Raw genomic sequence first — 25,121 nt, 5'->3', positions numbered from 1 at the left:
AGTTCAGGGACTTTCAAAAACGCAGGTCACAGCGGTGTGTAAAGGTCAAAGTGCGCTGTACGTGGGGTCCGGCGAGGTGCCGGGCTGGTTGGGCCGCAGGGGCGCGAAGGCGGTCGGGGAGGGTGTGGCCACGCCGTCCTGACGGTGGTCGTTGCCCTTGCCGCCGGCCTTGCCGTCGCCGGTGCCTCTGCCCGGCCGGCCCTCGTCGTCGCCGCCCGGGCCGTTGTTGTCGCCCTGACCGTCGCCCTGGCCGTCGTTCTGGCCGCCCTGGCCGTTGTCGCCGCCCTTGCCGTCGCGGGAGACGCCGTCCTTGCCGTTCAGCCCGGTGCCGAGGACGGCCTTGCAGAACGTGTCCACCCGGCCGGCGCCGCCCGCCAGGCCCTCCAGGGCACGCCTGCGGTCGGCGCCCAGGGACTTGCCGTTCTGGATCGCGCGGCACGACGTCAGCGCACCGCTCCACCCGCCGACCGGAACGCCGGGCAAGCCGGTGTTCCGCTTCTTCGGCTTGCCGGACGGGTCGGGCGAGGGCCGCCCGGCGCCGCCGGACGTGGCACCGGAGGAGGGCGTCCGGGTCTCGCCGCCGAGCAGCGACTCGGGCGACTGCGAGCCCTGCGGGAGTGCCGGGGTACCGGCGGCCGAGACGGAGGCGGCCGGTCCGGGGTGGTTGTCGTCGAACGGCGTCGGCAGCACCCCGGTGCCGGCGGCCACCGCGACCCCGCCGAGCATGCCGGCGGTCAGCGCGGCGGCGAGGCCGAGCCGTGCGGGGCGGGCCCAGCCCGGGACCCGGGCCGGCCGGGAGCCGGCGCCGATGCGGAAGAGGCCCGCGTCGGCGTACCGCCCGCCCCTGCCCGGCCGCGCTGCGGCACCGGTGCGTCCGGCCTCGGCGGTCCGTGCGTCCTCGGCCGATTCGCGCGCTTTGCGGAAGGCAGCCAGCGCGGCTTCCTCACCGGGGAGTTCGGCGGCGGCCGGCGTGGCCCGCGCGGAGAGCGCGCCGAGCGTGTCGGCGAGGCGTTCTGCCTGGTCACGGGCGGAGGCGTCGACAGCTTCGAGCGACTCACCGCGCAGCAGACGTTCCGCCGTCACCCGGTTCAGCCACGTGTAGTGCTCGTCGGCCATCACATGTCCTTCTGCGTCCGCGAACGCGTATGCGTCACACTCGCGGATGTCACCGCATGATCATTCGGTTCCCGCTGGGGCGGGAGCGCGTCGAGGACGTCTGCCGCCTCGGGGTCGGCGCCGAGCAGCTCCGCGAGCTTCTTCAACCCCCGGTGGGCTGCCGTCCGCACCGCACCGGCGCGCTTGCCGAGGGTCTCGGCGGCGGTCTTGGCGTCGAGGCCCATGACGACCCTGAGGACGACCGCCTCGGCCTGGTCCTGCGGCAGCCGGGCGATGAGGGAGAGAGCGGAGTCGGTGGTCAGCGCCTCGATGGCCTCGCCGGCCGTGTCCGATTCGGCGGCCCGGCCGGTCAGTTCCGTCTCGTCGCCGCCGATCGCGGGGCGGCGGCCGCGCATCCGTATGTGGTCGAGGGCGCGGTTGCGGGCGATCCGGGCGGCCCAGCCGCGGAACCGGTCCGCGTCGCCGCTGAACCGGCCGAGGTCGCGGGCGATCTGCAGCCAGGCCTCGGAGGCCACGTCCTCGGCGTCCGGATCGCCGACCAGCGTGCGGACGTATCCGAGCAGGCGGGGCTGCACCGCGCGATAGACGATGCGGAACGCGGTCTCGTCCCCGTCCTGTGCAGCACGTACCGCGGCGGTCAACTCCGCGTCGTCCCCCAGCACCCGTGTGTTCCTCAGTCAGTGGTCGGTCGCGGCTGTGGCGCAGCCGCCGATCGTTGCAGTGATCATGCATTCGCGCTCGACGCGAAAGGCACGTTACGACCTGAAACCGCTCGCCGTCCACGTCCGTACAAAGTGCAACTAACTCGTGACGCCCTGGGGTGTGACAGAAAACGCACTCATGGCGCTGAACAGAGTACGGGCCGCCGCGCGGCCCGTGCCGCGCGACGGCCGGGGCCTCTCCTGTGGGGGGTGGCGGCCCCGGCCGTCTCCGTGGTCCCTCCCCCTGCCCCCGGAGACGTACGCCGTCCCGGCCGATCGCCGGCTACGGACTCGGGCAGACGTGTGCGAGAGAAGCCGTGGCCCGTAGGCGCTGGAGACGGCGTGCGGGTGCCCGGGTCGCCCATCATGTTCAGCGGCTCAGGTGGCCGAGTCCACCGGTTCCGGGGTCCGCTCCGGCGCGGCCTGCGGGGTGGGGGCCCGGTCCGCGTTCACGACCACGCCGGCGATCAGGGCGCCCAGCAGCAGCGCGGCCATCGCCCACCAGGTGGCCACGTTGAAGCCGTGCACCGCGGCCTTCGCCGCCAGCAGCGTCCGGTCCGGGATGCTCGCGGCGTGCGCGGTGGCGTACCGGGTGGTGACGCTCGCGGCGATGGTGTTGAGGAGGGCCGTGCCGATCGAACCGCCCACCTGCTGGGCGGTGTTGAAGGTGGCCGAGGCCGCGCCCGAGTCACGCGGGGCGACGTTGCCGGTGGCCAGGGAGAGGGAGGTCATCATCGCCGTACCCATGCCGAGGCCGAGCATCAGCATGCCGGGCAGGATGTGCGAGGCGTACGCCGGTTCGACCCCGACCTGGGCTATCAGCGCCAGCGCCCCGGCCGCCAGCAGCAGCCCGGGCACGATCAGTACCCGGGGCGGGACGCGGTGCAGCAGCCGGGCGGCGATCTGGGTGGAGCCGGTGACCATGCCGACGGTGATGGGGAGATAGGCGACGCCGGTCTTCACGGGCGAGTAGCCGAGGACGCGTTGCATGTAGTACGTCAGGAAGAGGAAGACGCCGAACATGCCGACGGTCACCAGCAGCACGGTGAGGAACGCGCCGACGCGCTGCCGGTCCCGTACGACGGTCATCGGGAGCAGCGGGACCCGGGCGCGGGTCTGCCAGAACCCGAAGAGGCCGAGCAGCGCGACCCCGCCGATCAGGAGCGTCAGGACCAGACCGTCGGTCCAGCTCCGGGACTCCGCCTCGGAGAAGCCGTAGACCAGGGCGAGCATGCCGGCCGAGCCGAGCAGCGCGCCGGGGACGTCGAGGCGGGCGTCGGGATGGCGGCCGCCGGCGGGCAGCAGGGCCAAGGCGCCGGCGAACGCGACCAGGGCGATCGGCACATTGACGTACAGGCACCAGCGCCAGTCCAGGTACTGGGTGAGGAAGCCGCCCGCGAGCAGCCCGACCGCGGCGCCCGCGCCGATGATGGCGCCGAAGATGCCGAACGCCTTCCCGCGGTCCTTCGGATCGGTGAACGTCGTCGCGAGCAGCGACAGCGCGGCCGGCGCGAGCAGCGCGGCGAACACGCCCTGCAGGGCCCGCGCCCCGAACAGCATCCCCTGGTCGACCGCGGCCCCGCCGAGCGCGGAGGCGGCCGCGAAGCCGACCAGGCCGGTCATGAACGCCACCCTGCGTCCGGCGAGGTCGGCGATCCGGCCGCCGAGCAGCAGCAGTCCGCCGAAGGCGAGGGTGTAGGCGGTGATCACCCATTGCCGGTTGCCGTCGGACATGTGCAGAGCGACCTGGGCGGAGGGGAGCGCGATGTTGACGATGGTCATGTCGAGCACGACCATCAGCTGGGCCAGCGCGATGACGACCAGGGCCCACCAGCGTCGGTTGTCGGCCATGGGCCAATCGTGCTCCCCCACCTGCCCGTTGGGAACGCCCGCGTCTCTTATTACGGTGTTTTTGCCGAGCTTCGCGCCACCCCAGGCCCTCCCGCCACCCCAGGGCGTCCCGCCGCCCCAGGCCCTCCCGCTACACCAGGGCGTCCCGGCACAGCAGTCGCAGCGAGCCGTGGCCGCCGTAGCAGCGCCGGGCCTCGTCGATCGGGTCCCAGAGCCGGCCGTCGGGGGTGCGGATCCAGTGCTCGCCGCCGGACGCCCACCACTCGGCGCCGGTGTGACGGGCGATCACCTCACCGGCGTAGGCCCCGAGACCGCGCAGGGTCTCCCGCACGGCGTCGTAGGGCGCGCCCTCCCGGCGTATCTCCTCGATCACCCGGTCGACCCGCCACAGGCTCTGCGCGGAGTAGTCGAGCCGGACCCGGGCGCCTTCGCGCATCATCGCCACCGCGTCCGCCGCCCACCGGGCCGGTCTGGCGGCGGCGTGCGGCCTGGTCTGCTGCTGCGCGGTCCCGTGGCGGGGTGTCACGTGGTGGGCTGTCGCACCGGTCACATAGGTCACACAGGGAAGAGCGAGGCCGGCGGCGGTTTCGTCACCCGGATCCGGGGCTGTTCCCGCAACCGGCGCAGGACCCGCGCACCGCCCTCACCATTGGTTCACCCGCGCCCGCGGGCCCGCCGCGACACCACCGCGCGCAGCACCCGGCGGCCCTCGGTGGAGACGTCCAGCGCGCGGCGCAGCCCGGCCGCGCCGTGCCCCGCGAGCAGCTCCAGCACCGTGACCTGGCGGCGCAGTTCGGCGGCGACCAGCGGGGACATGCCCTCGGTGCCGCCCTCGCGGCGGGTGTCGACCGAGGGCGCCGCGTCCTCGGCGGGGTCGAGGAGCCGGTGGATCTGCAGCGAGGCGACGGAACAGGCGTCGGCCCACAGGCGGACGCCTGCGGCCTCCTGCGACACGGGCGCGGCGTCGAGCATCCGGCGGGCGAGCGCCTCGGCCTCGTCGCCCTGGCCGCCCGCCGCCCCGCCGGTCTCCTCGCCGGCGCCGAGCGAGCCGCGCGCCTTCTCCAGTCCCGCACTCCAGTCGGAGCCGTCGGCGAGGCTCGCCCACAGCGGCCGCAGCACCAGGTCGTCCCCGCCCAGCAGCGGCACGCACCGATCCAAACAGGCCAACCCGCTGGCGGCCAGTCCGCGTTCATCGGCCTGAGCGATCAGCTCCACCAGGCTCATCCCACGCCTCCCAGAAACGGTACATACCAAGGCCCCACTTGCACGGAGCTCGTACTTTCCCTAACTGCGTGCGACGGTACGGCAGTGTCACACGGACAGGGCACCCAGGATCCGAAGGAGTCCGAAGAAAGGCTTTTCGGCCAACGGCACGTCAGGGGCGGGACCGGCGGCGCGCGGCCGTGGGGCCGAGGGTCAGAGCCCGGCCGGAGCGGTGCCCGCCATCGCCTTCTCGTGCTGCATGCGGGTCAGCCGCAGGACGAGGACGATCGCGAGGACGGCGGCGGCGATGTCGAGGGAGTCCGAGAGGATCATCCGCAGGGCGCCGTCGTGGACCTGGGCGGCGCCCTCGGCGTCGTCGCCGTAGCCGGTCGTCTCGGCGCGGTCGGCGAACAGCGAGGCCAGCCACAGCGCCCACCAGGTGTTGATCAGCGCGTGCGAACGGGTCGTGCCCCAGGGGCTGCTGGCGTCCCAGATGTCGAGGGTGATCCGGCGCGGGTACCAGAGGTTCACGACCGGCACGAACCAGCCGCCGATCGCCCAGCCCGGGGACTTGCGGTGCCCGAGCGGGTCGAAGACCTGGGCATTGGCCCGCACCCGCTGGAACCAGCACAGGTAGACGATCACGCAGGCGACCAGCGAGACGGCCTGGGCCCCGGCGGCGACGCCCAGCAGCTCGTCGGCGCGGTCGGCCCGGCGGAACGCGGCGGCACTGGTCTGGCCGTCGGCCAGGGCTCCCGTGGCGTCGTACTGCAGGAAGTCCGCCCAGACGGCGAACAGGTCGGCGGCGACGACGGCCCCGAGCAGGACGGCGGCGGCCCAGCCGAGGCCCACCGGCGAGCGCAGCCACAGCCCCGGCGTGCTGCCGAAGGCCGGGGCCGGCTCGGGCGAGTCGCCGAGGCAGCGATGACACAGGGTGGCGCCGGGCGCGGCGGCGAAGTGGTGGCAGCGGGCGCAGATCAAGACGGGTCCCCCGGGACGCGGCAGTGCACGGAACCCTCCCCTGGCCCGCGCGCGGAATGCGGAACATACGGCCCGTCACCGCCGTACGTCCACCCGTATTACCTATTACCGCTGTTGCCGCGTCCCTTCCGGGAATTGCCGCGTCCCTTCCGGGTCTCCGGGTCAGCCCAGTCTGTTCGCGAGGGCCTTGAAGTCCGTCCAGGACATGGTCGGGGTGCCCGGGTCCCAGAGTTTCTGCACGGTGGCCCGCAGCGGCATCCGGATGCCGGCCGCCACCTGGTCCTGGGTCTGGGAGCCCGCGAGGTCGCACCAGACGGCGAAGGAGCCGCCGAGGACCTGGGGTTCGTACCGCGCGGCCACGGCCGAGGTGCCGCGCAGCATGCGCGGGATCCACTGCTCGTAGATGCGCTGACCGGTCGGATAGACGAAGGTGTTGGGCTGCCCGAGGACGTAGTACAGGTACTCGTCGTTGTAGTTGAGGACCTTGCGGCCCGCCCTCAGGTACTCCACGGGCTGCCGGGCGCCGTTCTCCTTGCCGGTCCAGTAGGCGACCTGGAGGTCGTCGGCGGGCTGCACGGAGGTACCCCGGAGGAAGCCGTCGTTCCAGGCGCGCATGGTGCGTTCGTGGGCGCGGACGGTGTCGGCGCGGGCGTTGAGCCAGCCGGTGGTGAGGTCGGCGACGGTGGCGCCGGAGCCGTACTTCTCCCGGGCGGCGGCCGCGAGCTGCGGGTAGGAGGCCTGCGGGTCGGCGACGGTGAGGGCCTGGTACTCGTCGCCGCCGAGGTTCCAGTAGGAGCCCGGGAACAGGTCGGCGTACTCGTCGAGCAGATCGTCGACGAGCTTCGACGAGGCGTCCTTGGAGATGTCGACGGCGCCCCGGGTGGCGACGCCCTGCGCGTTGCGCAGCTGCAGCTCCGGGTGGGCGGCGAGGACGGCGCCGAGGTGTCCCGGCGAGTCGATCTCCGGTACGACCTGGATGTGCCGGGCGGCGGCGAGCGCGACGATCTCCTTCACCTGAGCCTTGGTCAGGTGGTCCCGGGAGACGATCTCGGGGTGGGTGTCGGACTCGATCCGGAAGCCCTGGTCGTCGGAGAAGTGCAGCCCGAGCTCGTTGAACTTCAGGTCGCCGAGTTCTCGTATCCGGGACTCTATCCAGCCCGCGGTGAACGGCTTGCGCGCGATGTCCAGCATGAACCCGCGCTGCGGCTTGGCCGGCTGGTCCCGCACCACCCCCTCCGGGGCCGTACCGCCGCCGTGCACCTCCTGCTTGAGGGTCCGGGTGCCGTAGAAGACGCCCGCGTCCCCGGGCCCGCTGATCCGGACCGACCCGTCGCGCACGGTCATGGTGTACGACTCCGGGTCCCCGCTGCCGCCGAGGTCGAGCCGCAGGTCGCCCGGCCGGACGTCGTCGTTCGCACCCTTCTCTCCGGCGTACGACAGCCCCAGTTCGCCCGCGGTCAGCCGCCCCTCGTCGGCCAGTGCCGGGTCGCTCACCACGACCCGGCCGCCCTGCCGCGGGCGCCAGCCGGGGCCGCGGGCGGCGGTGTGGGAGCGGACGGCGGGGATGGTGCGGGGGGCCTGGGAGAGGGGGTAGCTGCGGGTGGGCGTGGGGGTCGCCGCCCCGGAGCGCGCCCCGGACGAGGTCGCCCGGTCGCTTCCGGAGGGCTGCCGGGCCGCCCCGGCGGTGTTCCCGCCGTCGCCGCCGGAGGAGGCCCATACGCCGATGCCCGTGCCGAGCGCGACGGTCCCCGCGAAGGCCGCGGCGACCATCACCGCCCGCCTCCGCGCGAACTGCCGTGTCGACGACCTGCGCCTGTGCTGGCTCACGGCTACAACTTACGACGCACCCACCGCACGGCCGTCACCGACGCAATCTGAAACTCTCCCGTTCGGGTGAAATTCAGGCAACCAACGGACACGCCGTGAACGTCCTCGATAACGTCGACGACACATATCTCACGGCAGACCCTGCCACCCCGGCCACACCGCATGTGACGCGAGGACCCACGCTGCCCGCCCACCGCCTGCCCCATCTCCCCACCCCGCTGGACGCCTTCAACGCCGCCCCCGACGACGAGGCCGGCGCGCTGCTCCTGCACTGCCTGCACAGCCTGCGCTGGTCCCGCCGCATCGCCGACCACCGTCCCTACCCCGACGTGGAGTCCCTCCTGGCCGCGGCGGACGAGGCGGCGTACGACCTGTCCCCGGGGGACCTGTCGGAGGCCCTGGCGGGCGAGTGCCTCCCGGAGCTGCCCGAGGACACGTACTCGGCGGCCCACACGGCACTGACGGCGGCACACGCGGCCTACGAGGCCAGGTTCGGGCACGTCTTCGTCATCCACCTGGGCGACACGCCGCCCGCCGAATCCCTGGACCGCGTCCTGGAAGGCATCCGGTCACGTTTGGCAAACGATCCGGAGGAGGAACGGGTCATCGCGGCCGAGGAACTTCGCCGCCTTGCAAGCGGACGGCTCGTGTCCCTGCTCAGGGGCGCGGGGCAGTGCCCATCAGCGGCTCCGCCGCGGGGCGCGACCAGCCCGAACGGCGCCGCACCCGGCAAATAACCGAACAACCCACCCCGGATGCCGCCCGGCTAACCCATCCGCGTGCCACTTTGATCACACCGGTAGGCCCGGCGTAAGCCCAGCCGCAGCGCCTCGCTACGATGCTGGGGGCCGGTGGACCGTACCCGGCCGGGCCCGACCGACACCCACAAGCCGGCGCGGCCCCGATACCCCGCTCCCGGAGGGACTTCCGTGCCGGCTGGAACGCTGTACCGCGGCCGGGAAGGAATGTGGTCCTGGGTGGCTCACCGAGTCACCGGCGTCCTCATTTTCTTCTTCCTGTTCGTTCACGTGCTGGACACCGCTCTCGTCCGCGTCTCCCCCGAGGACTACGACAAGGTCGTAGCCACGTACAAGACGCCGATCGTCGCACTGCTGGAGTACGGCCTGGTGGCCGCCATCCTCTTCCACGCCCTCAACGGCCTGCGCGTGATCGCCGTCGACTTCTGGTCGAAGGGCCCGCGCTACCAGAAGCAGATGCTCTGGACGGTCGTCGGTGTCTGGGTCGTCCTGATGGCCGGGGCCATTTACCCCGTTCTCGGCCACGCCGCTCGTGTCCTGTTCGGGAGCTGACGCAGATGTCGACCACTGAAACCACCGCCGGCGTCGGTCCCGTCGAGGGCGCGCCCCTCTTCAATGTCGACAACCCGGCCCCCCTCATCGAGGCCCCGCGCAAGCGCACCAAGAAGACCCCGCGCTCCACCCGCGGCAACTTCGAGATGGCCGCCTGGCTGTTCATGCGCCTGTCCGGCGTCGTGCTGGTCGTCCTGGTCCTCGGCCACCTGCTGATCCAGCTGGTGCTCGACGGCGGCGTGTCGAAGATCGGCTTCGCGTTCGTGGCCGGCCGCTGGGCGAGCCCCTTCTGGCAGGTCTGGGACCTGCTGATGCTCTGGCTCGCGATGCTGCACGGCGCGAACGGCCTGCGCACGATCATCAACGACTACGCGGAGCGCGCGAACACCCGGCTGTGGCTCAAGGGCCTGCTCTACACGGCCACGGTGTTCACCATCCTGCTGGGCTCGCTGGTGATCTTCACCTTCGACCCGAACATCCGCTAGGCACGGGGCTGCGAGAATCATGAAGATCCACAAGTACGACACCGTCATCGTCGGCGCCGGTGGCGCGGGCATGCGCGCGGCCATCGAGTCCACGAAGCGCAGCCGCACCGCGGTCCTGACCAAGCTCTACCCCACCCGCTCCCACACGGGCGCCGCGCAGGGCGGCATGGCCGCCGCGCTGGCCAACGTGGAGGAGGACAACTGGGAGTGGCACACCTTCGACACGGTCAAGGGCGGTGACTACCTGGTCGACCAGGACGCCGCCGAGATCCTGGCGAAGGAGGCCATCGACGCCGTCCTCGACCTGGAGAAGATGGGCCTGCCGTTCAACCGGACGCCCAACGGGACGATCGACCAGCGCCGGTTCGGCGGTCACTCCCGCAACCACGGCGAGGCCCCGGTCCGCCGGTCCTGCTACGCGGCCGACCGCACCGGCCACATGATCCTCCAGACGCTGTACCAGAACTGCGTCAAGGAGGGCGTGGAGTTCTTCAACGAGTTCTACGTCCTCGACCAGCTGATGACCGAGGTCGACGGCGTCAAGAAGTCGTCCGGTGTGGTCGCCTACGAGCTGGCCACCGGCGAGATCCACATCTTCCAGGCGAAGGCCGTCATCTACGCCTCCGGCGGCACCGGCAAGTTCTTCCGGGTGACGTCGAACGCGCACACGCTGACGGGCGACGGCCAGGCGGCGGTCTACCGTCGCGGCCTGCCGCTGGAGGACATGGAGTTCTTCCAGTTCCACCCGACCGGCATCTGGCGCATGGGCATCCTGCTGACGGAGGGCGCCCGCGGTGAGGGCGGCATCCTCCGCAACAAGGACGGCGAGCGCTTCATGGAGAAGTACGCGCCGGTCATGAAGGACCTCGCGTCCCGTGACGTCGTGTCCCGCTCCATCTACACGGAGATCCGTGAGGGCCGCGGCTGCGGTCCCGAGGGCGACCACGTCTACCTCGACCTCACCCACCTCCCGCCGGAGCAGCTGGACGCGAAGCTCCCGGACATCACCGAGTTCGCGCGCACCTACCTGGGCATCGAGCCGTACACGGACCCGATCCCGATCCAGCCCACCGCGCACTACGCCATGGGCGGCATCCCGACCAACGTCCAGGGTGAGGTCCTCTCGGACAACACCACCGTCGTCCCGGGCCTGTACGCGGCCGGCGAGGTCGCCTGCGTCTCCGTCCACGGCGCCAACCGCCTCGGCACCAACTCGCTCCTCGACATCAACGTGTTCGGCCGCCGGGCGGGCATCGCGGCCGCCGAGTACGCGCACACCGTCGGCTTCGTCGAACTCCCGGAGAACCCGGCCGAGTTCGTCGTCTCCCAGATCGAGCAGCTGCGCTCCTCGACGGGCAACGAGCGGGTCGGCACGCTCCGCAAGGAGCTGCAGGAGACCATGGACGCCAACGTCATGGTGTTCCGCACCGAGCAGACGATCAAGACGGCGGTCGAGAAGATCGCGGAGCTGCGCGAGCGCTACAAGAACGTCTCGATCCAGGACAAGGGCAAGCGGTTCAACACGGACCTGCTGGAGGCCATCGAGCTCGGCAACCTGCTCGACCTCGCCGAGGTCATGGCGGTCTCCGCACTCGCCCGCAAGGAGTCCCGCGGCGGTCACTACCGCGAGGACTACCCCAACCGCGACGACGTCAACTTCATGCGCCACACCATGGCGTACCGCGAGGTGGGCGACGACGGCGCCGAGTCCATCCGTCTCGATTACAAGCCGGTCGTCCAGACCCGCTACCAGCCGATGGAGCGTAAGTACTGATGGCAACCCCCGTTCTGGACAAGGTGGAGGCGGAGGCCGCGGCCTCGGACCACCTCATCACGGTCACCTTCCGGGTCCGCCGCTTCAACCCGGAGGTCTCCGCGGACGCGGTCTGGGAAGACTTCCAGCTGGAGATCGACCCGAAGGAGCGCGTCCTCGACGGCCTCCACAAGATCAAGTGGGACGTCGACGGCACGCTGACCTTCCGCCGCTCCTGCGCCCACGGCATCTGCGGCTCGGACGCGATGCGGATCAACGGCAAGAACCGCCTCGCCTGCAAGACGCTGATCAAGGACATCAACCCCGAGAAGCCGATCACGGTCGAGCCCATCAAGGGCCTGACGGTCCTGAAGGACCTGGTCGTGGACATGGAGCCGTTCTTCCAGGCGTACCGGGACGTCATGCCCTTCCTCATCACGAAGGAGACGAACGAGCCCACGCGCGAGCGTCTCCAGTCGGCCGAGGACCGCGAGCGCTTCGACGACACCACGAAGTGCATCCTCTGCGCGGCCTGCACGTCGTCCTGCCCGGTCTTCTGGAACGACGGCCAGTACTTCGGCCCGGCCGCCATCGTCAACGCGCACCGCTTCATCTTCGACAGCCGTGACGAGGCGGCCGAGCAGCGCCTGGAGATCCTGAACGACCGCGACGGCGTCTGGCGCTGCCGCACGACCTTCAACTGCACGGACGCCTGCCCGCGCGGCATCGAGGTCACCAAGGCGATCCAGGAGGTCAAGCGAGCGCTGATCACGCGCCGCTTCTGAGCTCCGCTCCGCCACGCCGCCGAAGGCCCCGTTCTCCCGAGGAACGGGGCCTTCGGCGTACCTGTCACACCACGGCCTGTTTTGGCATGTCCCGCCCACTTCTGAATGGAATATTCCGCCCGCACACTGCCAACACGACGTCTGGCCGGGCCGGTTGGGGGACGGATGACTGAAGAGCCGTCGGACGAGCGACGCAGTGCCCTGAAACCTCTGCCGCTGGGCATCGGAGCGGCGACCAAGGAAGCCCACTTCGTGGCGGCCCCGCTGCTCACGGCAGCGGCGCTCTCACTTGCCGGTGTGGTGGGCGGCGCGGACGACGAGTTCCGCTGGCCGGGGCCGACGCTTCTGCTGCTGGTGATCACCGCGCTGACGCTCATCTTCAGCATGCAGCTCGCCTACAACGCGCGTACGTTCCTGTACCCGCGCCAGGACCTGGTCGACGATCTCGCCAAGGGGGAAGGCGGTCTGCCGTCCGACGCCTACGTCGACGAGATGTTCGCAAACGCCCAGGCGCGCTGGCAGCAGGAGAACCGTCACGCGGTGGCGGCCTACGACCTCGGCACCGTTCTCCTCGGTCTGGGTATCGCCGCCTCGCTCGCGCCGCCGGACTGCGGCAAGCAGGCGGCATGGCGGTGGACGGCTGCCGCCGTCGTCCTCGTCTGTTCGCTCGCGGACGGCGCCTGGGCCGCCTTCTGGAAGAAGTACTAGTCCCCGACCCGGAGGAACCATGCTCGATGAAGCAGTACTCCCCGGCCATCCGATCGTGGGCGAGCCCTGCCCGGGCTGTCGCGTCAGGCTGCCCTGGCAAGCGGTCGGGCTCGACGTTCCGTTGCTGCACAAGCCCACGGTCCGGGAGGCGTACGACGCGGCAGTGGCCGGCGACCCCGCGGACCTCCTGAAGTACCTGGACCCGGGGAAGTACGACACGAAGCACAACGAAGTCGAATCCGGAGACGGCACCCGAGGACCGTGCCGCTTCAGTGCCTACCCGTCATGGCTGTTGACCCACTGCACGAAGGCCCAGGACGTGGACGACTGGGTGGACCGTCTGAGGAAGCTGAAGGAGGAGCTGAAACTGGACGGCCTGTGGCTGCCTGCCGCATGACCCGCAGCCCCCTGCCCTACTGCGCGTCACCCCTTCCGTGGTCGTACGGCAGGTCCGTCGCCCGTGTTCCGGACAGGAACTCGGAGAGCCGGTAGAAGGTGTCGTCCTCCGCGTCGCGATCCGGTGGCAGCGGGTGGTGGAGGGCGGTCAGCAGGTCGAAGCGGTGCAGGTCGTATGTGACCCGCATCAGACCGGCGTACGACTGGGCCGCGGTCACCGCGCCCTTGTAGGCCACCGCGGCCAGCGCGAGGCCCGCACCGCACCACCACCACACGGACGGCTCGTCGTACAGCGCCGGCACGCCCGCCAGAGTGAGCGCCAGGAAGGACCAGCACAGGTTGACCGCGGTGTCGAGGGCGTCGCGGGCGGAGCGGAGTGTCTCCGCAAGGCGGTCGGACACCTGGGGGTAGATCCGGGGCCAGGAGGAGAGCGTGGTCAGGCCGTAGCGCTCACCGGCGCTCAACTCGCCCGCGCGCAGGGCGTTTCCGAGCTCCGTGGGCAACAGCACCTCGACCGGTGGACGGACGGCGAGACGTCGTCGGGCGTCCCCGCTCACCCGTTGTGTCACGGTCCCGCCCCGCGTGTCGTCCGGGTGAGCCCGGCTGCGCAGCGCGTGCCAGCGTCTGCGCTGCAGCCGGACGAGTGCTTCCGCGAGGTGGGCGGTCGGCGTCCACCGGTCCCAGTACCCCTCCAGGACACGCACCGCACGCACCTGGAACGGCTGGAGCAGCAGGCCCAGCAACGCGGCGCCGACGACGACGGTGAAAGCTGCCGTGACCAGGGCCTCGGGCCGCTGATGCCCCAGCACCCGCCACGCGCTCCGCCCCGAAAAACTCCCCGCCCGTACCAGCGCCAGCACCCCGGCGACGAACAGCGCGCACGGCGCGAAGTGCACCGACAGCACCCGTCGCACGTTGCCCGCCCTCCCCATACGCCCCTGAGCGGTGTTCAGTATGGGGCGTGGGCGGGAGACGGCTGTCGTGGGGCCCGGAGTCAGTTCACGGCCGGTCTGCGCCACTCCCGGGCGCCCGCCGCGCGCATCAGCGACAGCGCCGCGTCCGGGTCGCCGGAGACCAGCGGGTGGACGAGTTCGACGTAGCGGACCTGGCCGGCCAGGGACCTGCGGAGCTGGCGGAGGCTGCGGGCTCCGAAGGAGACCCGGCCGCGGCGGTCCACGACGCCTGCCGAGACGGCCAGCCCCTCGATGCCGACCTTGCACTCGGTCAGTGCGGTCCTGCGGCAGACGTGGATCTCGACGTCGCCCTGCCACAGACCGAGGACCGCCTTGTAGGTCACTCCCGAGCCGGAGTAGGTCGCGACCGCGAGATGCCGGTCCCCTTCCCCGCCGCCCGGCCCGTCAAGACCCAGCCGCCGCGCGGCCTCGGCGAAAGCCGCCCGCGCCTCGCCGTGGAAGGCCTCTGCTCCCGGAGCCATTCCCGCCCCCTCGCTCGCCCGGCACCGACGACGGCTCAGCGTACCGACGTGACGGGCCCCTTCTCGGCCCATTGAGTGACCCGACGGTCAGCCCGCCCGGCAACCGTCATCTCCACTCTTAATCTGATCGCATGTCAGATGACGAGTCGTACGAACTGCTCGGGTTCGACAACGTGGTGATGCCCGTCGGGAGGCTCGCGGACGCCGTCGCCTTCTACGAGCGGGCCGGGTTCACCGTGGGGTTCCGGTTCGACGAGGGCGGGATCGCCCTGCTGAAGGTCGGCGGCGAGACACCCGGGATCCTGCTGCGGGCCGAGGAGGGTCTTGGGCACCGGCCGGCGGTGTGGGCGTCGCCGCGCGTGTGGCTGGAGGTGCCGGACGCGCGGGCCGCGGCCGGGCGGTTCAAGGCGGCGGGGATCGCCGTGCTCGACGAGCCGTTCTCCGTGGCCACCGGCTGGACCGTGGAGGTCGCCGACCCCTGGGGGAACATCCTCGGCTTCACGGACTACAGCAAGCGGCCGGAGCTGGCGCGGCGGGGGTGAAGGGGGTTACTCCGCGGCTGAGTTGAACATGTTCAAAAGCAGGTCTACAGTCATCCCTGTCAGCGTTTTGAACGCGTTCAAGAAGGGGTGGGGCATGGACCGCACGGTCATCACCTACGTCATCTACCTGCTGGTCAGCATCGGTCTGACCATCTGGGTGGCCCGCACGCTCAGCCACAACGGGCGGATCTTCCTCTCCGACGTCCTGCACGGGAACGAGCAGCTCGCCGACGCCGTCAACCACCTACTGGTGGTCGGCTTCTACCTCGTCAACCTCGGCTTCGTCGCGCTCTACCTGCACACCAGCGACACGGTCGAGGACACCCGGGGCATCTTCGAGGCGCTGTCCGCCAAGCTCGGGGTCGTGCTGCTGGTGCTCGGCGTGATGCACCTCGGCAACGTCTACGTGCTCAACCGGATCAGGCGCCGCGGGATCATGGAGAAGGAACAGCTCCCGCCGGTCCCGCCGCAGGGCTGGACCGCTCCGGCGGCCGGGGCGTGACCGCCGTGACCGCAACCGACGACCGGGGCGCCGTGCGCGTCCCGGTCCACGGGCTCACCGTCCTCTACGACGCCGAGTGCACCCTCTGCACCCACCTGCGCGACTGGCTCGGGCGCCAGCCGCAGCTGGTGCCGCTCACCCTGATTCCCGCCGGATCGGCGGAGGCCCGCGCCCGGTTCCCCGACCTGGACCACTCGGCCACCTTCGACGAGGTCACCGTCGTCGGCGACGCGGGGCAGGTCTACCGGGACACCGCCGCGTTGATCGTCGTGCTCTGGGCGCTGCGGGAGCAGCGGCCGCTCGCCCACCGGCTGAGTACACCGGCCGGGGCCCGGCTGGCGCGGGGCGCGGTGCTCGCCGCCTCTTGGTGGCGGGGCGGGCAGGGAACCGGGCAGCCCTTCCGGCGGGAGGACGGATGGCTCTACGAACCCGGTGTCGGGTGGATCTACGACCCTCCGGGCTGTGACAGCGGCGTCTGCACCACTGGTTAGGCTCTGTCCGTGTCCGCGAAGAACGACGGTCCCGTCGAGGCCGGTGCCCAGAGCAAGTCCGAGCAGACCCGCGCGCTGATCCTGGAGACGGCGATGCGCCTGTTCCGGGAGCGGGGCTACGAGAAGACCACGATGCGGGCCATCGCCACGGAGGCCGGGGTCTCCGTCGGCAACGCCTACTACTACTTCGCCGGCAAGGAACACCTCATCCAGGGCTTCTACGACCAGCTCGCCGCCGAGCACCGGGTGGCGGTCCGCGAGGTCCTGGACAAGGAGACCGACCTGGAGGCGCGGCTCGCGGGCGTGCTCAAGGTGTGGCTGGACATCGCCCGGCCGTACCACGAGTTCGCGGTCCACTTCTTCAAGAACGCCGCCGACCCCGACAGCCCGCTCAGCCCCTTCTCCCCGGAGAGCGAGCACGCGCGCGTGGAGGCGATCAGCGTGCACCGCGAGGTACTGGCGGGCGCGAAGACGAAGGTCGCCCCCGAACTGCGCGATGTGCTGCCCGAGTTGATGTGGCTCTCGCAGATGGGGCTGGTCCTGTACTGGATCTTCGACCGGACCGAGGGGCGGGAGCGGAGCTATCGGCTCGCCGAGCGGGGCGCGCGGCTGACGGCTCGCGGTGTGTCACTCGCGCGGTTCCGGGTGCTGCGGCCGCTGGTCCTTGAGGTGCACGAGCTGTTCACGGACTTCCTGCCGGGGATGACGCGGGTGCTGCCGGATCCGGGGGGCCGGGCGAAGGGGGAGTGATCGCTTTCGGGTGAAGACTCCCCTATGCAGCACATGTCAGCTGCCCGACGCCCAACGATGTGACCGTGTCTCCCAAAGCCATGACGCTCACTGCCGTTGCCAACGAGATCATGGAGCGCCTACCGGGCTGGCGCGCCGAAGTCATCCACGGTCAGCTCCTGATTTCTCCGCTCCGTGACGCCTCCCACGCCTGTGCCCTCACCAACCTCTTGGTCCGCTTCGCTGCGGGCGGACTGCACGGTACGGACACGGACGTCCTCCAGAATGTCGGTCTCTGGTTGCCGACGGGCGCAGAAGACTACGCGATCCCCGACCTCGTGATCGTGGACGCCGACATCGACGACCATCTCGTCGAGAACAACTGCTATGCCCCTGCCTGCTTCCGGCTTGTCCTGGAAGTCACCTCCAGCTACAGGACAACCGATCTCCTCATCAAGGTCTCGGCGTATGCCGCAGCCACGATCCCCGTCTACGTCATCGTCGACCGGGAGCAGCGCAGGCTGCACGTCCTCACCGCCCCCGTCGGGGACGAGTACACGGACCACCGCGTACACGCCCCCGGCGAGGTCGTCTCCCTGCCCGAATCCATCGGCACCGAGGTCAGCCTCGACGTCGACGAAATCCTCAAAGGCTAATTGACCGCGTCCACCTCGTCCCCCGTGAGCTCCACGTCGTAGACCACCGGCCCCTCCACCACCGTCACATGCCGGGCCTTCGAGCCGTACGACGCCGACGTGACCGCCAGCAGGTACGCCCCCGGCGCCGGGACCGACACGATGTAGGAGCCGTCCGCCAGGGACGTCACGCGGTCCAGTTGGCGCCCGCCCTTGGACATGAGGGTCACGGACGCCTCCTCCACCGGATCACCGTCCGCCGTGCGGACGAAGCCGTGGATCGCCGTGGCCGGGCCGGTGGGCTCGGTCGGCTCCGGAGCCGCCGCCGTCTCCTGGGGTTCCACCGCCAGGTGCGGGAGCCGCTTGTCGAGCCAGGTGGGCAGCCACCAGTTGGAGTTGCCCAGCAGGTGCATCGCCGCCGGGACCAGGGCCGTACGGAGGATGAAGGCGTCCAGGGCGACCGCGGCCGCGAGGCCCACGCCCGCCATCGCCGCGCCCGAGTCGCCGCTCAGGACGAAGGCCAGGAAGACGCAGACCATGATGAGGGCCGCCGAATTGATCACGCGGCTGGTCTCCGCGAGGCCGACCCGGACCGCCCGCGCGTTGTCCTTCGTGTGCACCCACTCCTCGTGCATCCGGCTCACCAGGAACACCTGGTAGTCCATGGAGAGGCCGAAGAGCAGGGAGAGCATGATGACCGGGAGGAACGCGTTGATCGGGCCCTCCTTGCCGAGGCCCAGCAGGTCCAGGCCCCAGCCCCACTGGAAGACCGCCACCAGGACGCCGAAGGAGGCCGCCGCCGCGATCAGGTTCATCAGGGCGGCCGTCAGCGGGACGACCAGGGAGCGGAAGGCGACCAGGAGCAGCAGGAAGCCCAGGGTGATGATCGTCGCGATGAAGAGGGGCAGGCGGTCGCCGGTGACGGAGGCGAAGTCCTTGGAGACCGCCGTCACGCCGCCCACGTGCGCCTCCGCGCCGGCCTTCGGGATCACCTGGTCGCGGAGGGTGTCGATGAGGTCGTCCGTCTCCTTGGACTGCGGGGAGGTGGTCGGGACCACCTGGATGACCGTGACGCCCTGCGACGGGGGCAGCTCGGCCACCTGGGCGACGCCCGGGGTCGACTGCAGGCCCTGGACCAGCTTCGCCGTGTCGCCGCCGACGCTGACCACCTGGAGGGGGCCGTTGAAGCCGGGGCCGAAGCCCTCGGCGAGCAGGTCGTAGGCCTTCCTGGTGGTCGTGGACGCGTCGTCGTTGCCCTGGTCGGTGGCGCCGAGGCGGAGCGAGAGGACCGGGATGGCCAGGACGGCCATGACGACCACCGCGAGCGCGGCGATGCGGCGCGGGCGCTTCTGCACGTTCGCCGACCAGCGGGCCGCCAGCCCGCTCGCCCGCTCCGGCTCCGGGCCCTCCGCGGCCAGCCGGCGGCGCTGGCGGCGGCTGAGGACGCGCGGGCCGAGGAAGCCGAGCAGGGCCGGGAGGAGGGTGGTGGCCGCGAGGACGCTGAGCACGACCGTGAGCGAGGTGCCGATGACCACGCCGTCCAGGAAGCGCAGCCGCGTGACCAGCATGCCGGCCAGCGCGATGCAGACCGTGCCGCCCGCGAACAGCACCGCCCGGCCGGAGGTGTTCAGGGCGGTGACCGCCGACTCCTCCGGGTCCATGCCGCGCAGGATGCCGCGCCGGTGCCGGGTGACGATGAACAGGGCGTAGTCGATGCCGACGCCGAGGCCGATCAGGGAGGCGAGCAGCGGCGCGATGTCGGGGATGTCGGTGGTGTGGCTGAGCAGCTGGGTGGAGAACAGGCCCATGCCGACGCCGAACACGGCGATCGCGATGGGCAGGGTCATGGCGAAGAACGAGCCGAAGGCCAGGAACAGCACGACGGCCGCCGCGATGATGCCGACCATCTCGGAGAGGCCCTGCGGCGGCTCCTGGACGCGCTGGATGGCCTGTCCGCCCAACTCCACCTGGAGGCCCGACCGTTCGGCGTCCTGGGCGGTGTCGAGGACCTTCTGCACCTGCTCCTTGGGGATCTCGTTCGCCCGCTTGGTGAAGGTCAGCTGGGCGTAGGCGATCGTGCCGTCCTTGCTGATCTGCGCCGATCCACGGGCGCCTGCGTAGGGGCTGGTGACCGCGCCCACGCCGGGCAGCTTGGCGATCTCGTCGAGGGCCGGCCGGACGCGGTCCTGGACCGCCTTGTCCGTCACCGAGCCGCTGTCGACCTTCCACACCACCGTGTCCGTGTCACCGGAGGTGTTCGGGAAGGCCTTCTGCATCAGGTCGTACGCCGTCTTGGAGTCCGTGTCGGGGAGGGAGAACACGTTCGCGTAGTTCGTGCCCGCCGTCGAGGCCGAGAAGCCCACGCCGACGAGTGCCCCCACCCACAGCAACAGGACCACCAGCCGGTGCCGATAGCACCACCGTGCCAATGCCGTCACGCTCAACAGCTCCTTGTCGTCGATCACTTCGGTCGGTTGGTCCCCCAGGTCCTGGGCAACAGGATCGGCAGCGGGCCACGCGCCGGGACACGGGGCGCGCATGACTCTCAAGGAACTCCAAAGCTGCGCGCCCCCGGCTGTCGGTGGCGGCGCCGATACTGGGGGGCATGACGGCTCCAGGCAGCACCGTGCTGATCGTGGAGGACGAGCCGAGCATCGCGGACGTCCTCGCCATCGCCCTGCGCTACCACCGGTTCGAGGTGATGACGGCCGGTACGGTCCGGGACGCCCTCGCGCTGGCCGAGCGCACCCGGCCGGACGCGGCCCTGCTCGACGTGATGCTGCCGGACGGCGACGGGCGGGCACTGGCGCGGGAGCTGCGCGCCCGGCAGCCGGACCTCGCGCTGGTGTTCCTCACCGCGCGGGACGCGCCCGCCGAGATAGTCGGGGCGCTCGGCTACGGCGACGACTACATCACCAAGCCGTTCAACATCGACGAGGTCGTCGCCCGGATCGGCGCCGTGCTGCGCCGCACCCGCCCGGCGGACGTCATCCAGCAGCGCCCGCCGCTGCGCTACGGCGACCTGGAGCTGGACGAGACGACGTACTCGGTGCACCGCGCCGGCCGCACGGTCGAGCTGACCCCGACCGAGTACGCGCTGCTGCGCTTCCTGGTGCGCAACGGCGGCCGGATCGTGCCGAAGGAGCAACTGCTCAGGCACGTCTGGCAGTACGAGCACATACCGTCCGAGTCGACCGTCGTGGAGACCTACATCAGCTATCTGCGGCGCAAGCTCGACGCCCTGGGCGCGCCGGTGATCACCACCCGGCGGGGCGTCGGGTACGGCCTGACATGAGCCTCGGCAAGCGCCGGCACCGGCACGGACTGCACTCGCTGCGCGGCAAGCTCACCCTGGCCAACGTCGGGCTGCTCAGTGTCGGCATCGTGGTGGCGGCCGTTGTGAGCATCATGGGCATGCGGCTGTACCTGCTGGACCAGGTGGACTCCGAACTGCTCAAGATGCGGACGTCACTGGGGAGTTCGGGACTGACCCTGCGGCAGGTCGACTCGCTGGGCGCGCTCAGCGTGATCCGCGACCGGGTCACCCCCGCCGAGTCCGACCCGACACCGGACTCGATCTTCACGGTCATCGACACCAAGGGCGACGCGATCTCCCTCTTCGACATGAAGCCGACCGAGGCCCAGCGCTCCCTCGCCGCCGCCGTGTCCGACCCGCACGCCCTCGCCGCCGCGCCCGACCCGCGCGACGTCGACGTGCACGGCGCGTCCTACCGGGTGACCGCGACCCGGCTCGCCGACGGCTCCTACATCCTGCTGGCCACCTCGACCGAGCTGCTGCACAAGGGCATAGCCAAGGCGCTCAAGCTCGACTTCGCGGTCGGCACGCTGCTGCTCGCGCTGCTGTGCTGCCTGACCATGTACAGCGTGCGGCAACGGCTGCTGCCGCTGGAGGACATGGTGGAGACGTCGTCGGCGATCGCCGAGGGCGACCTGACCCGGCGGGTGCCCTCCAGCCAGCATCCGACGGAGGAGGTCGAGCAGCTGCGGCTGGCCCTCAACGCCATGCTGCACCAGGTGGAGACGGCGTACCGGACCCGCGAGCGCAGCGCGGCCCAGCTGCGCCGGTTCGTCGCCGACGCCTCGCACGAACTGCGCACCCCGCTCGCCGCCATCCGCGGCTACCTCCAGCTGTACGACAAGGGGATGCTGAGCGAGCCCGGGGAACGGCGGCGGGCCTGGGACCGGATGCACGGCGAAGTGGACCGGATGGGCCGGCTCGTGGACGAACTGCTGCTGCTCGCCCGACTGGACCAGCGGCCGGAGATCCGGTTCCGGAACGTCGACGTGAGCCGGCTGGTGCGGGACGCGGCGGAGGACCTGCGGGCGCAGCAGCCGGGGCGGCCGGTGGCCGTCAGCGCCGACGGGGCGGTGCTGGTGCGGGCGGACGAGTCGGGGCTGCGGCAGGTGCTGGGGAACCTGATGGCCAACGTGCGGATCCATACGCCGGTGGAGGCGGCCGTGCGGTTGGGGGTGGAGCGGGCGGACGGGGTGGTGCGGGTGTGCGTGGCCGACGAGGGGCCGGGGCTCGGGGAGGAGGACGCGGGGCGGATCTTCGACCGGTTCTTCCGGGTGGGGAGTGCGGAGGGGAGCGGGCTGGGGATGGCGATCGTGCAGGGGGTGGTGGAGGCGCACGGGGGTGAGGTGTGTGTGCGGACGTCGCCTGGGGAGGGGCTGGCTGTGACGGTTACGTTGCGATCGGTATGAGTTTCGGGTGCGGGTCCGATGTGGCTGGTCGCGCCCGCGCGGCGGCAGCCGCAGATCGAAACAGCCCCGCGCCCCCTACGGGGCGCTCCACGACGGGTCAGTCAAGAGCTAGGGGTTGGCCAAGATCAGCGCCCAGACGGTCTTACCGTGGGCTCCTCTGCTCCACACCCCCCACGCCGCCGCGATCGTCTCCACCAGGTGCAGGCCCCGGCCCGTCTCGTCGTCCTCCCGCACGATCCGCAGGCGGGGCTCCGCGCGGCCCTCGTCCGAGACCTCTATCAGGCAGGAGCCGTCGGCCAGGGCCGTCACCGCGACCTCGAACTCCTGCTCCAGCAGGGGTCCGTGGCGGACGACGTTGGTGGCCAGTTCGGAGACGAGGAGCAGGGCGTCGTCGACCGCCGGGGTGTCCGGGCCGTGGCCCCACGCGGCCAGGTGGTCCCGGACCCGGTGCCGGGCCAGGCCGACGGACGCCGGGTGCCGGGGCAACCGGAAGGCGTTGCGTCTCAGCACGTCTGCTCCTCACCCCACACGCACCTGCGTCACATGGTGCTGCGCCGGGTGTCCGCCCGTCAGATCCAGTTCAGACTCCACAGGCGGAAGACGCCCGAGCTGTCGTTGAGATACTGGGCTCCGCCCACGTCCTCGCTGCTGAGGACGTAGTCCGTGCGCTGCCACAGCGGGATCAGCGGGACGTCGTTCGCCACGTCCGCCTGAACGGTGCGGAAGTCCTGCTCGGCCCGGCTGCGGTCGGCGTACTGCTGGCTCTTCTGGAGCAGGTCGTCGACGGCCTTGTTGCTGTAGCCGGTGCTCATCACGGAGTCGCTGCCGACGAGGGCGGCGCCGAAGGTGTCCGGGTCGGGATAGTCGGCGACCCAGCCGACCGCCCAGGCGTCCATCTTCCCCTCGGCCCACGACTTCTGGAAGTCGGTCCACTCGTAGCCCTTGACGTCGACCTTGAACAGGCCGCCCGCCTCCAGCTGCTTCTTCAGCGCGGCGGCCTCCTCGGCTCCCGCGCCGTGGCCGATGCCGTAGCCGAAGGTGAACTGGACGGGCGTGCTGACGCCGGCCTGCTCCAGGAGCGCCTTCGCCTTGGCGACGCTCTGGGTGGGGTAGGTGTCGAAGAAGGACGTGGTGTGGCCGGTGAGGCCGCTCGGGATCAGCGAGTACAGCGGCTGCACCGTGCCGTCGTACACGGTCGCGGCCAGGTCCTCGCGGTTGACCAGCCAGGCGACGGCCCGGCGGACCAGCACGTCGTGCAGGGGCGAGTTCTTACGGGTGTTCAGGTACAGGTTGCGGGTCTCGGAGCTGTCGGACTCCAGGACCCGCTGGTCGGGGTCGCTCGGCGAGAGCTTGGAGACCATGGTGGGCGGCAGCGTCCGGGTCGCCACGTCGATCTGCTTGGCCTTGTACGCGGTGGCGAGCTTGGCCGAGTCGGCGTAGTAGCGCAGCTCGACGGGGCGGCCGGTGCCGCTCAGCTCGCCCTTGTAGTTGCCGTTGGGCCGCAGGGTCGCCTGCTTGTCCTTCGTGTACGACGTCAGGGTGTACGGGCCGGTGCCGTCCACCGAGTAGTCGGTGCGCAGCTTGTCCGCCGGGTACTTGTCCTTGTCGACGATCGCGCCGGCGCCGGTGGCCACCTTGAACGGGAACGTGGCGTCCGGGGACGACAGGTGGAAGGTGACGGTCTTGCCGGAGGCGGTCACCGACTTGAGCGTCGAGAGCAGGGAGGCCGGGCCGACATCCGAGTTGATCTTCTTGACCCGGTCGAAGGAGTACTTCACGTCCTCGGCGGTCATCGCCCGGCCGCTCGGGAAGGTGATCCCGTCGCGCACCACGCACCGGTACGTCTCGAGGCCCGAGTCCGTGAAGTCACAGCTCTGCACCGCGTCCGGGACCGGCTGGACACCGCCGGGCTCGAAGGTGAGCAGGGTCTGGAAGACGTTGTTGAACAACGCCCAGGAACCGGCGTCGTAGGCGCCGGCCGGATCGAGCGAGGTGACCGCGTCGGTCGTGCCGACGGTGATCGTCTTGTTCTTGTTCTCCTGCGACGGCAGCAGCTGCCAGCCGCCGATCCCCACGACCGCCAGGACGACGAGTGTCACGAGAATCCGCATGCGAACAGATCGCATGGTCGGTGCCCTCCCCAGGACCAGCACGGGTCCGTTCCAGGCCCTACCCAGGCCCTCCCCAAATGCCACTCCCCTAAGTGACGCGGCTCACCTAATCACAGGTGTTTCGTGTGGGGGAAGAGTGATCTGACTAGATGAGGAAGAACTTACCGAGGGCACGTTTCCGCCGGATTTCACAGCTCTTCCACAGGGAGTGACGGGGCGGTCTCCGCCGCCTCCGGTTGCGGCGGCCCGGAGCGCGGACAACGCTCGAACCAAGGACTTCTGGTGCGAGGAGAAGACGGTGCCCGATCGGCATGGGCCGTCATCCGTCGCGACGGCTCCCACCGTGGGGACACGTGGCCCGGATGCGGTGCGCGTGCGCCTCTCGGTGAATGGGACGGACCACGAGGTGGCCCTGGAGCCGCGCGTGAGCCTGCTGGACGCGCTGCGTGAACACCTCGGTCTAGCGGGCTCGAAGAAGGGCTGCGACCAGGGGACCTGCGGTGCCTGCACGGTGTGGGTCGACGGTCGCAGAGTGCTGGCCTGCCTGACGCTGGCGATCACCTGTGAGGGCCGTGAGGTGACCACCATCGAGGGGCTGGCGGAGGGCGCGGAGCTGCATCCGATGCAGCGAGCGTTCTGCGAGCACGACGCCTTCCAGTGCGGGTACTGCACGCCGGGCCAGATCATGTCCGCCGTCGCGCTGATCGAGGAGGGGCACGCCGGGTCCGATGCCGAGATCGCCGAGTGGATGAGCGGCAACCTGTGCCGTTGCGCGGCCTATCCCAACATCCGCGCGGCCGTCCGGGACGTGCGCGACCGGGCGGGGGGCGAGTGA

The 25,121-nt window shown here is 70.9% G+C and carries 27 protein-coding genes; 15 read left to right on the top strand and 12 right to left on the bottom strand.

What is annotated here, in order from left to right:
- Positions 1-45: 45 nt before the first annotated feature.
- From ABT137_RS34145 to ABT137_RS34115, 7 genes are all read right to left on the bottom strand, one after another.
- Complete coding sequence (locus ABT137_RS34145) at positions 46-1,116, bottom strand: hypothetical protein (RefSeq protein ID WP_351714990.1); 1,071 nt, start codon at positions 1,114-1,116, stop codon at positions 46-48.
- Positions 1,116-1,778, bottom strand: coding sequence for an RNA polymerase sigma factor (locus ABT137_RS34140; protein WP_351714989.1), 663 nt, complete (start codon positions 1,776-1,778; stop codon positions 1,116-1,118). The genes ABT137_RS34145 and ABT137_RS34140 overlap by 1 nt, the downstream gene beginning before the upstream one ends.
- A gap of 417 nt (positions 1,779-2,195) precedes the next feature.
- Positions 2,196-3,668, bottom strand: a complete 1,473-nt coding sequence (locus tag ABT137_RS34135) for a DHA2 family efflux MFS transporter permease subunit (RefSeq protein WP_351714988.1) — start codon at positions 3,666-3,668, stop codon at positions 2,196-2,198.
- 130 nt (positions 3,669-3,798) lie between these two features.
- Entirely contained in the window at positions 3,799-4,107 is a 309-nt protein-coding gene (locus ABT137_RS34130; protein ID WP_502984618.1) for a hypothetical protein, read from the bottom strand.
- A gap of 215 nt (positions 4,108-4,322) precedes the next feature.
- The gene (locus tag ABT137_RS34125) at positions 4,323-4,892 is read right to left on the bottom strand and encodes a hypothetical protein (protein ID WP_351714986.1); all 570 of its coding nucleotides are present in this window, start codon (positions 4,890-4,892) and stop codon (positions 4,323-4,325) included.
- 192 nt (positions 4,893-5,084) lie between these two features.
- Positions 5,085-5,852, bottom strand: coding sequence for a DUF4328 domain-containing protein (locus ABT137_RS34120; protein WP_351714985.1), 768 nt, complete (start codon positions 5,850-5,852; stop codon positions 5,085-5,087).
- A 162-nt stretch (positions 5,853-6,014) separates the two neighbouring features.
- A complete protein-coding gene (locus ABT137_RS34115) occupies positions 6,015-7,622 on the bottom strand; it encodes a beta-N-acetylhexosaminidase (RefSeq protein ID WP_351715082.1) in 1,608 nt (535 codons plus the stop codon).
- A gap of 221 nt (positions 7,623-7,843) precedes the next feature.
- Here ABT137_RS34115 and ABT137_RS34110 point away from each other — a divergent pair, with 221 nt between their 5' ends.
- The 7 genes from ABT137_RS34110 to ABT137_RS34080 all read left to right on the top strand — a co-directional run bounded on the left by ABT137_RS34110 (position 7,844) and on the right by ABT137_RS34080 (position 13,117).
- Positions 7,844-8,416 (top strand): 2-oxo-4-hydroxy-4-carboxy-5-ureidoimidazoline decarboxylase, encoded by a 573-nt coding sequence (locus ABT137_RS34110; protein ID WP_351715081.1) that lies wholly within the window; start codon positions 7,844-7,846, stop codon positions 8,414-8,416.
- A gap of 192 nt (positions 8,417-8,608) precedes the next feature.
- Positions 8,609-8,989, top strand: coding sequence for a succinate dehydrogenase, cytochrome b556 subunit (gene sdhC, locus ABT137_RS34105; protein ID WP_043406142.1), 381 nt, complete (start codon positions 8,609-8,611; stop codon positions 8,987-8,989).
- Positions 8,990-8,994: 5 nt separating this feature from the next.
- Entirely contained in the window at positions 8,995-9,474 is a 480-nt protein-coding gene (locus tag ABT137_RS34100; protein WP_351714984.1) for a succinate dehydrogenase hydrophobic membrane anchor subunit, read from the top strand.
- A gap of 19 nt (positions 9,475-9,493) precedes the next feature.
- A complete protein-coding gene (gene sdhA, locus ABT137_RS34095; RefSeq protein ID WP_351714983.1) occupies positions 9,494-11,248 on the top strand; it encodes a succinate dehydrogenase flavoprotein subunit in 1,755 nt (584 codons plus the stop codon).
- Positions 11,248-12,012, top strand: coding sequence for a succinate dehydrogenase iron-sulfur subunit (locus ABT137_RS34090; RefSeq protein WP_089099272.1), 765 nt, complete (start codon positions 11,248-11,250; stop codon positions 12,010-12,012). Before sdhA ends, ABT137_RS34090 begins: the two co-directional genes overlap by 1 nt.
- A 165-nt stretch (positions 12,013-12,177) precedes the next feature.
- On the top strand, positions 12,178-12,720 hold the full coding sequence (locus ABT137_RS34085; protein ID WP_351714982.1) for a hypothetical protein: 543 nt from the start codon (positions 12,178-12,180) through the stop codon (positions 12,718-12,720).
- A gap of 19 nt (positions 12,721-12,739) precedes the next feature.
- Positions 12,740-13,117, top strand: a complete 378-nt coding sequence (locus tag ABT137_RS34080; RefSeq protein WP_351714981.1) for a hypothetical protein — start codon at positions 12,740-12,742, stop codon at positions 13,115-13,117.
- A 16-nt stretch (positions 13,118-13,133) separates the two neighbouring features.
- On the opposite strand, the gene ABT137_RS34075 is transcribed toward ABT137_RS34080, so the two are convergent.
- Together ABT137_RS34075 and ABT137_RS34070 are read right to left on the bottom strand one after the other, a co-directional pair.
- On the bottom strand, positions 13,134-14,030 hold the full coding sequence (locus tag ABT137_RS34075) for a hypothetical protein (RefSeq protein WP_351714980.1): 897 nt from the start codon (positions 14,028-14,030) through the stop codon (positions 13,134-13,136).
- An 80-nt stretch (positions 14,031-14,110) separates the two neighbouring features.
- Positions 14,111-14,551 carry a hypothetical protein gene (locus ABT137_RS34070; protein WP_351714979.1) on the bottom strand — a complete coding sequence of 147 codons (441 nt, stop codon included), beginning with the start codon at positions 14,549-14,551 and terminating at the stop codon, positions 14,111-14,113.
- A gap of 131 nt (positions 14,552-14,682) precedes the next feature.
- On the opposite strand from ABT137_RS34070, the gene ABT137_RS34065 reads away from it, so the two are divergent.
- The 5 genes from ABT137_RS34065 (at position 14,683) to ABT137_RS34045 (ending at position 17,471) form a co-directional block, all read left to right on the top strand.
- Positions 14,683-15,093, top strand: a complete 411-nt coding sequence (locus tag ABT137_RS34065) for a VOC family protein (protein WP_351714978.1) — start codon at positions 14,683-14,685, stop codon at positions 15,091-15,093.
- Positions 15,094-15,187: 94 nt separating this feature from the next.
- Entirely contained in the window at positions 15,188-15,595 is a 408-nt protein-coding gene (locus ABT137_RS34060) for a hypothetical protein (RefSeq protein WP_351714977.1), read from the top strand.
- Positions 15,592-16,086 carry a thiol-disulfide oxidoreductase DCC family protein gene (locus ABT137_RS34055; protein ID WP_351714976.1) on the top strand — a complete coding sequence of 165 codons (495 nt, stop codon included), beginning with the start codon at positions 15,592-15,594 and terminating at the stop codon, positions 16,084-16,086. The genes ABT137_RS34060 and ABT137_RS34055 overlap by 4 nt, the downstream gene beginning before the upstream one ends.
- A 9-nt stretch (positions 16,087-16,095) precedes the next feature.
- The gene (locus tag ABT137_RS34050; RefSeq protein WP_351714975.1) at positions 16,096-16,836 is read left to right on the top strand and encodes a TetR/AcrR family transcriptional regulator; all 741 of its coding nucleotides are present in this window, start codon (positions 16,096-16,098) and stop codon (positions 16,834-16,836) included.
- Positions 16,837-16,916: 80 nt separating this feature from the next.
- Entirely contained in the window at positions 16,917-17,471 is a 555-nt protein-coding gene (locus ABT137_RS34045) for a Uma2 family endonuclease (protein WP_351715080.1), read from the top strand.
- Here ABT137_RS34045 and ABT137_RS34040 read toward each other — a convergent pair.
- On the bottom strand, positions 17,468-19,879 hold the full coding sequence (locus ABT137_RS34040; protein WP_351715079.1) for an MMPL family transporter: 2,412 nt from the start codon (positions 19,877-19,879) through the stop codon (positions 17,468-17,470). The two genes, ABT137_RS34045 and ABT137_RS34040, sit on opposite strands and share 4 nt — an antisense overlap.
- 176 nt (positions 19,880-20,055) lie before the next feature.
- Between ABT137_RS34040 and ABT137_RS34035 the strand changes: the two genes are divergently transcribed.
- Complete coding sequence (locus ABT137_RS34035) at positions 20,056-20,745, top strand: response regulator transcription factor (protein WP_351485385.1); 690 nt, start codon at positions 20,056-20,058, stop codon at positions 20,743-20,745.
- Positions 20,742-22,175, top strand: a complete 1,434-nt coding sequence (locus tag ABT137_RS34030) for a sensor histidine kinase (protein ID WP_351714974.1) — start codon at positions 20,742-20,744, stop codon at positions 22,173-22,175. The genes ABT137_RS34035 and ABT137_RS34030 overlap by 4 nt, the downstream gene beginning before the upstream one ends.
- A gap of 108 nt (positions 22,176-22,283) precedes the next feature.
- On the opposite strand, the gene ABT137_RS34025 is transcribed toward ABT137_RS34030, so the two are convergent.
- Both ABT137_RS34025 and ABT137_RS34020 read right to left on the bottom strand, forming a co-directional pair.
- Positions 22,284-22,685, bottom strand: coding sequence for an ATP-binding protein (locus tag ABT137_RS34025; protein ID WP_351714973.1), 402 nt, complete (start codon positions 22,683-22,685; stop codon positions 22,284-22,286).
- A 59-nt stretch (positions 22,686-22,744) separates the two neighbouring features.
- Positions 22,745-24,301 carry an ABC transporter substrate-binding protein gene (locus ABT137_RS34020; RefSeq protein WP_351714972.1) on the bottom strand — a complete coding sequence of 519 codons (1,557 nt, stop codon included), beginning with the start codon at positions 24,299-24,301 and terminating at the stop codon, positions 22,745-22,747.
- Between the two features lie 328 nt (positions 24,302-24,629).
- Between ABT137_RS34020 and ABT137_RS34015 the strand changes: the two genes are divergently transcribed.
- Positions 24,630-25,121 (top strand): (2Fe-2S)-binding protein, encoded by a 492-nt coding sequence (locus ABT137_RS34015; protein ID WP_351714971.1) that lies wholly within the window; start codon positions 24,630-24,632, stop codon positions 25,119-25,121.

Source organism: Streptomyces sp. NPDC001980, from assembly GCF_040296885.1.
In the GTDB taxonomy this organism is placed as follows: Bacteria; Actinomycetota; Actinomycetes; order Streptomycetales; family Streptomycetaceae; genus Streptomyces.
The sequence above is the reverse complement of the archived record's forward strand: the minus strand, read 5'-3'. Positions and strand labels throughout refer to the sequence as shown.

Coding starts and splice junctions, on each gene's coding strand:
- ABT137_RS34070 (WP_351714979.1), bottom strand. CDS start 14,551: ATGGCTCCGGGAGCAGAGGCCTTCCACGGCGAGGCGCGGGCGGCTTTC.
- ABT137_RS34035 (WP_351485385.1), top strand. CDS start 20,056: ATGACGGCTCCAGGCAGCACCGTGCTGATCGTGGAGGACGAGCCGAGC.
- ABT137_RS34100 (WP_351714984.1), top strand. CDS start 8,995: ATGTCGACCACTGAAACCACCGCCGGCGTCGGTCCCGTCGAGGGCGCG.
- ABT137_RS34085 (WP_351714982.1), top strand. CDS start 12,178: ATGACTGAAGAGCCGTCGGACGAGCGACGCAGTGCCCTGAAACCTCTG.
- ABT137_RS34145 (WP_351714990.1), bottom strand. CDS start 1,116: ATGGCCGACGAGCACTACACGTGGCTGAACCGGGTGACGGCGGAACGT.
- ABT137_RS34060 (WP_351714977.1), top strand. CDS start 15,188: ATGGACCGCACGGTCATCACCTACGTCATCTACCTGCTGGTCAGCATC.
- ABT137_RS34080 (WP_351714981.1), top strand. CDS start 12,740: ATGCTCGATGAAGCAGTACTCCCCGGCCATCCGATCGTGGGCGAGCCC.
- ABT137_RS34090 (WP_089099272.1), top strand. CDS start 11,248: ATGGCAACCCCCGTTCTGGACAAGGTGGAGGCGGAGGCCGCGGCCTCG.
- ABT137_RS34065 (WP_351714978.1), top strand. CDS start 14,683: ATGTCAGATGACGAGTCGTACGAACTGCTCGGGTTCGACAACGTGGTG.
- ABT137_RS34135 (WP_351714988.1), bottom strand. CDS start 3,668: ATGGCCGACAACCGACGCTGGTGGGCCCTGGTCGTCATCGCGCTGGCC.
- ABT137_RS34030 (WP_351714974.1), top strand. CDS start 20,742: ATGAGCCTCGGCAAGCGCCGGCACCGGCACGGACTGCACTCGCTGCGC.
- sdhA (WP_351714983.1), top strand. CDS start 9,494: ATGAAGATCCACAAGTACGACACCGTCATCGTCGGCGCCGGTGGCGCG.
- ABT137_RS34130 (WP_502984618.1), bottom strand. CDS start 4,107: ATGATGCGCGAAGGCGCCCGGGTCCGGCTCGACTACTCCGCGCAGAGC.
- ABT137_RS34020 (WP_351714972.1), bottom strand. CDS start 24,301: ATGCGATCTGTTCGCATGCGGATTCTCGTGACACTCGTCGTCCTGGCG.
- ABT137_RS34125 (WP_351714986.1), bottom strand. CDS start 4,892: ATGAGCCTGGTGGAGCTGATCGCTCAGGCCGATGAACGCGGACTGGCC.
- ABT137_RS34115 (WP_351715082.1), bottom strand. CDS start 7,622: ATGGTCGCCGCGGCCTTCGCGGGGACCGTCGCGCTCGGCACGGGCATC.
- ABT137_RS34045 (WP_351715080.1), top strand. CDS start 16,917: ATGACGCTCACTGCCGTTGCCAACGAGATCATGGAGCGCCTACCGGGC.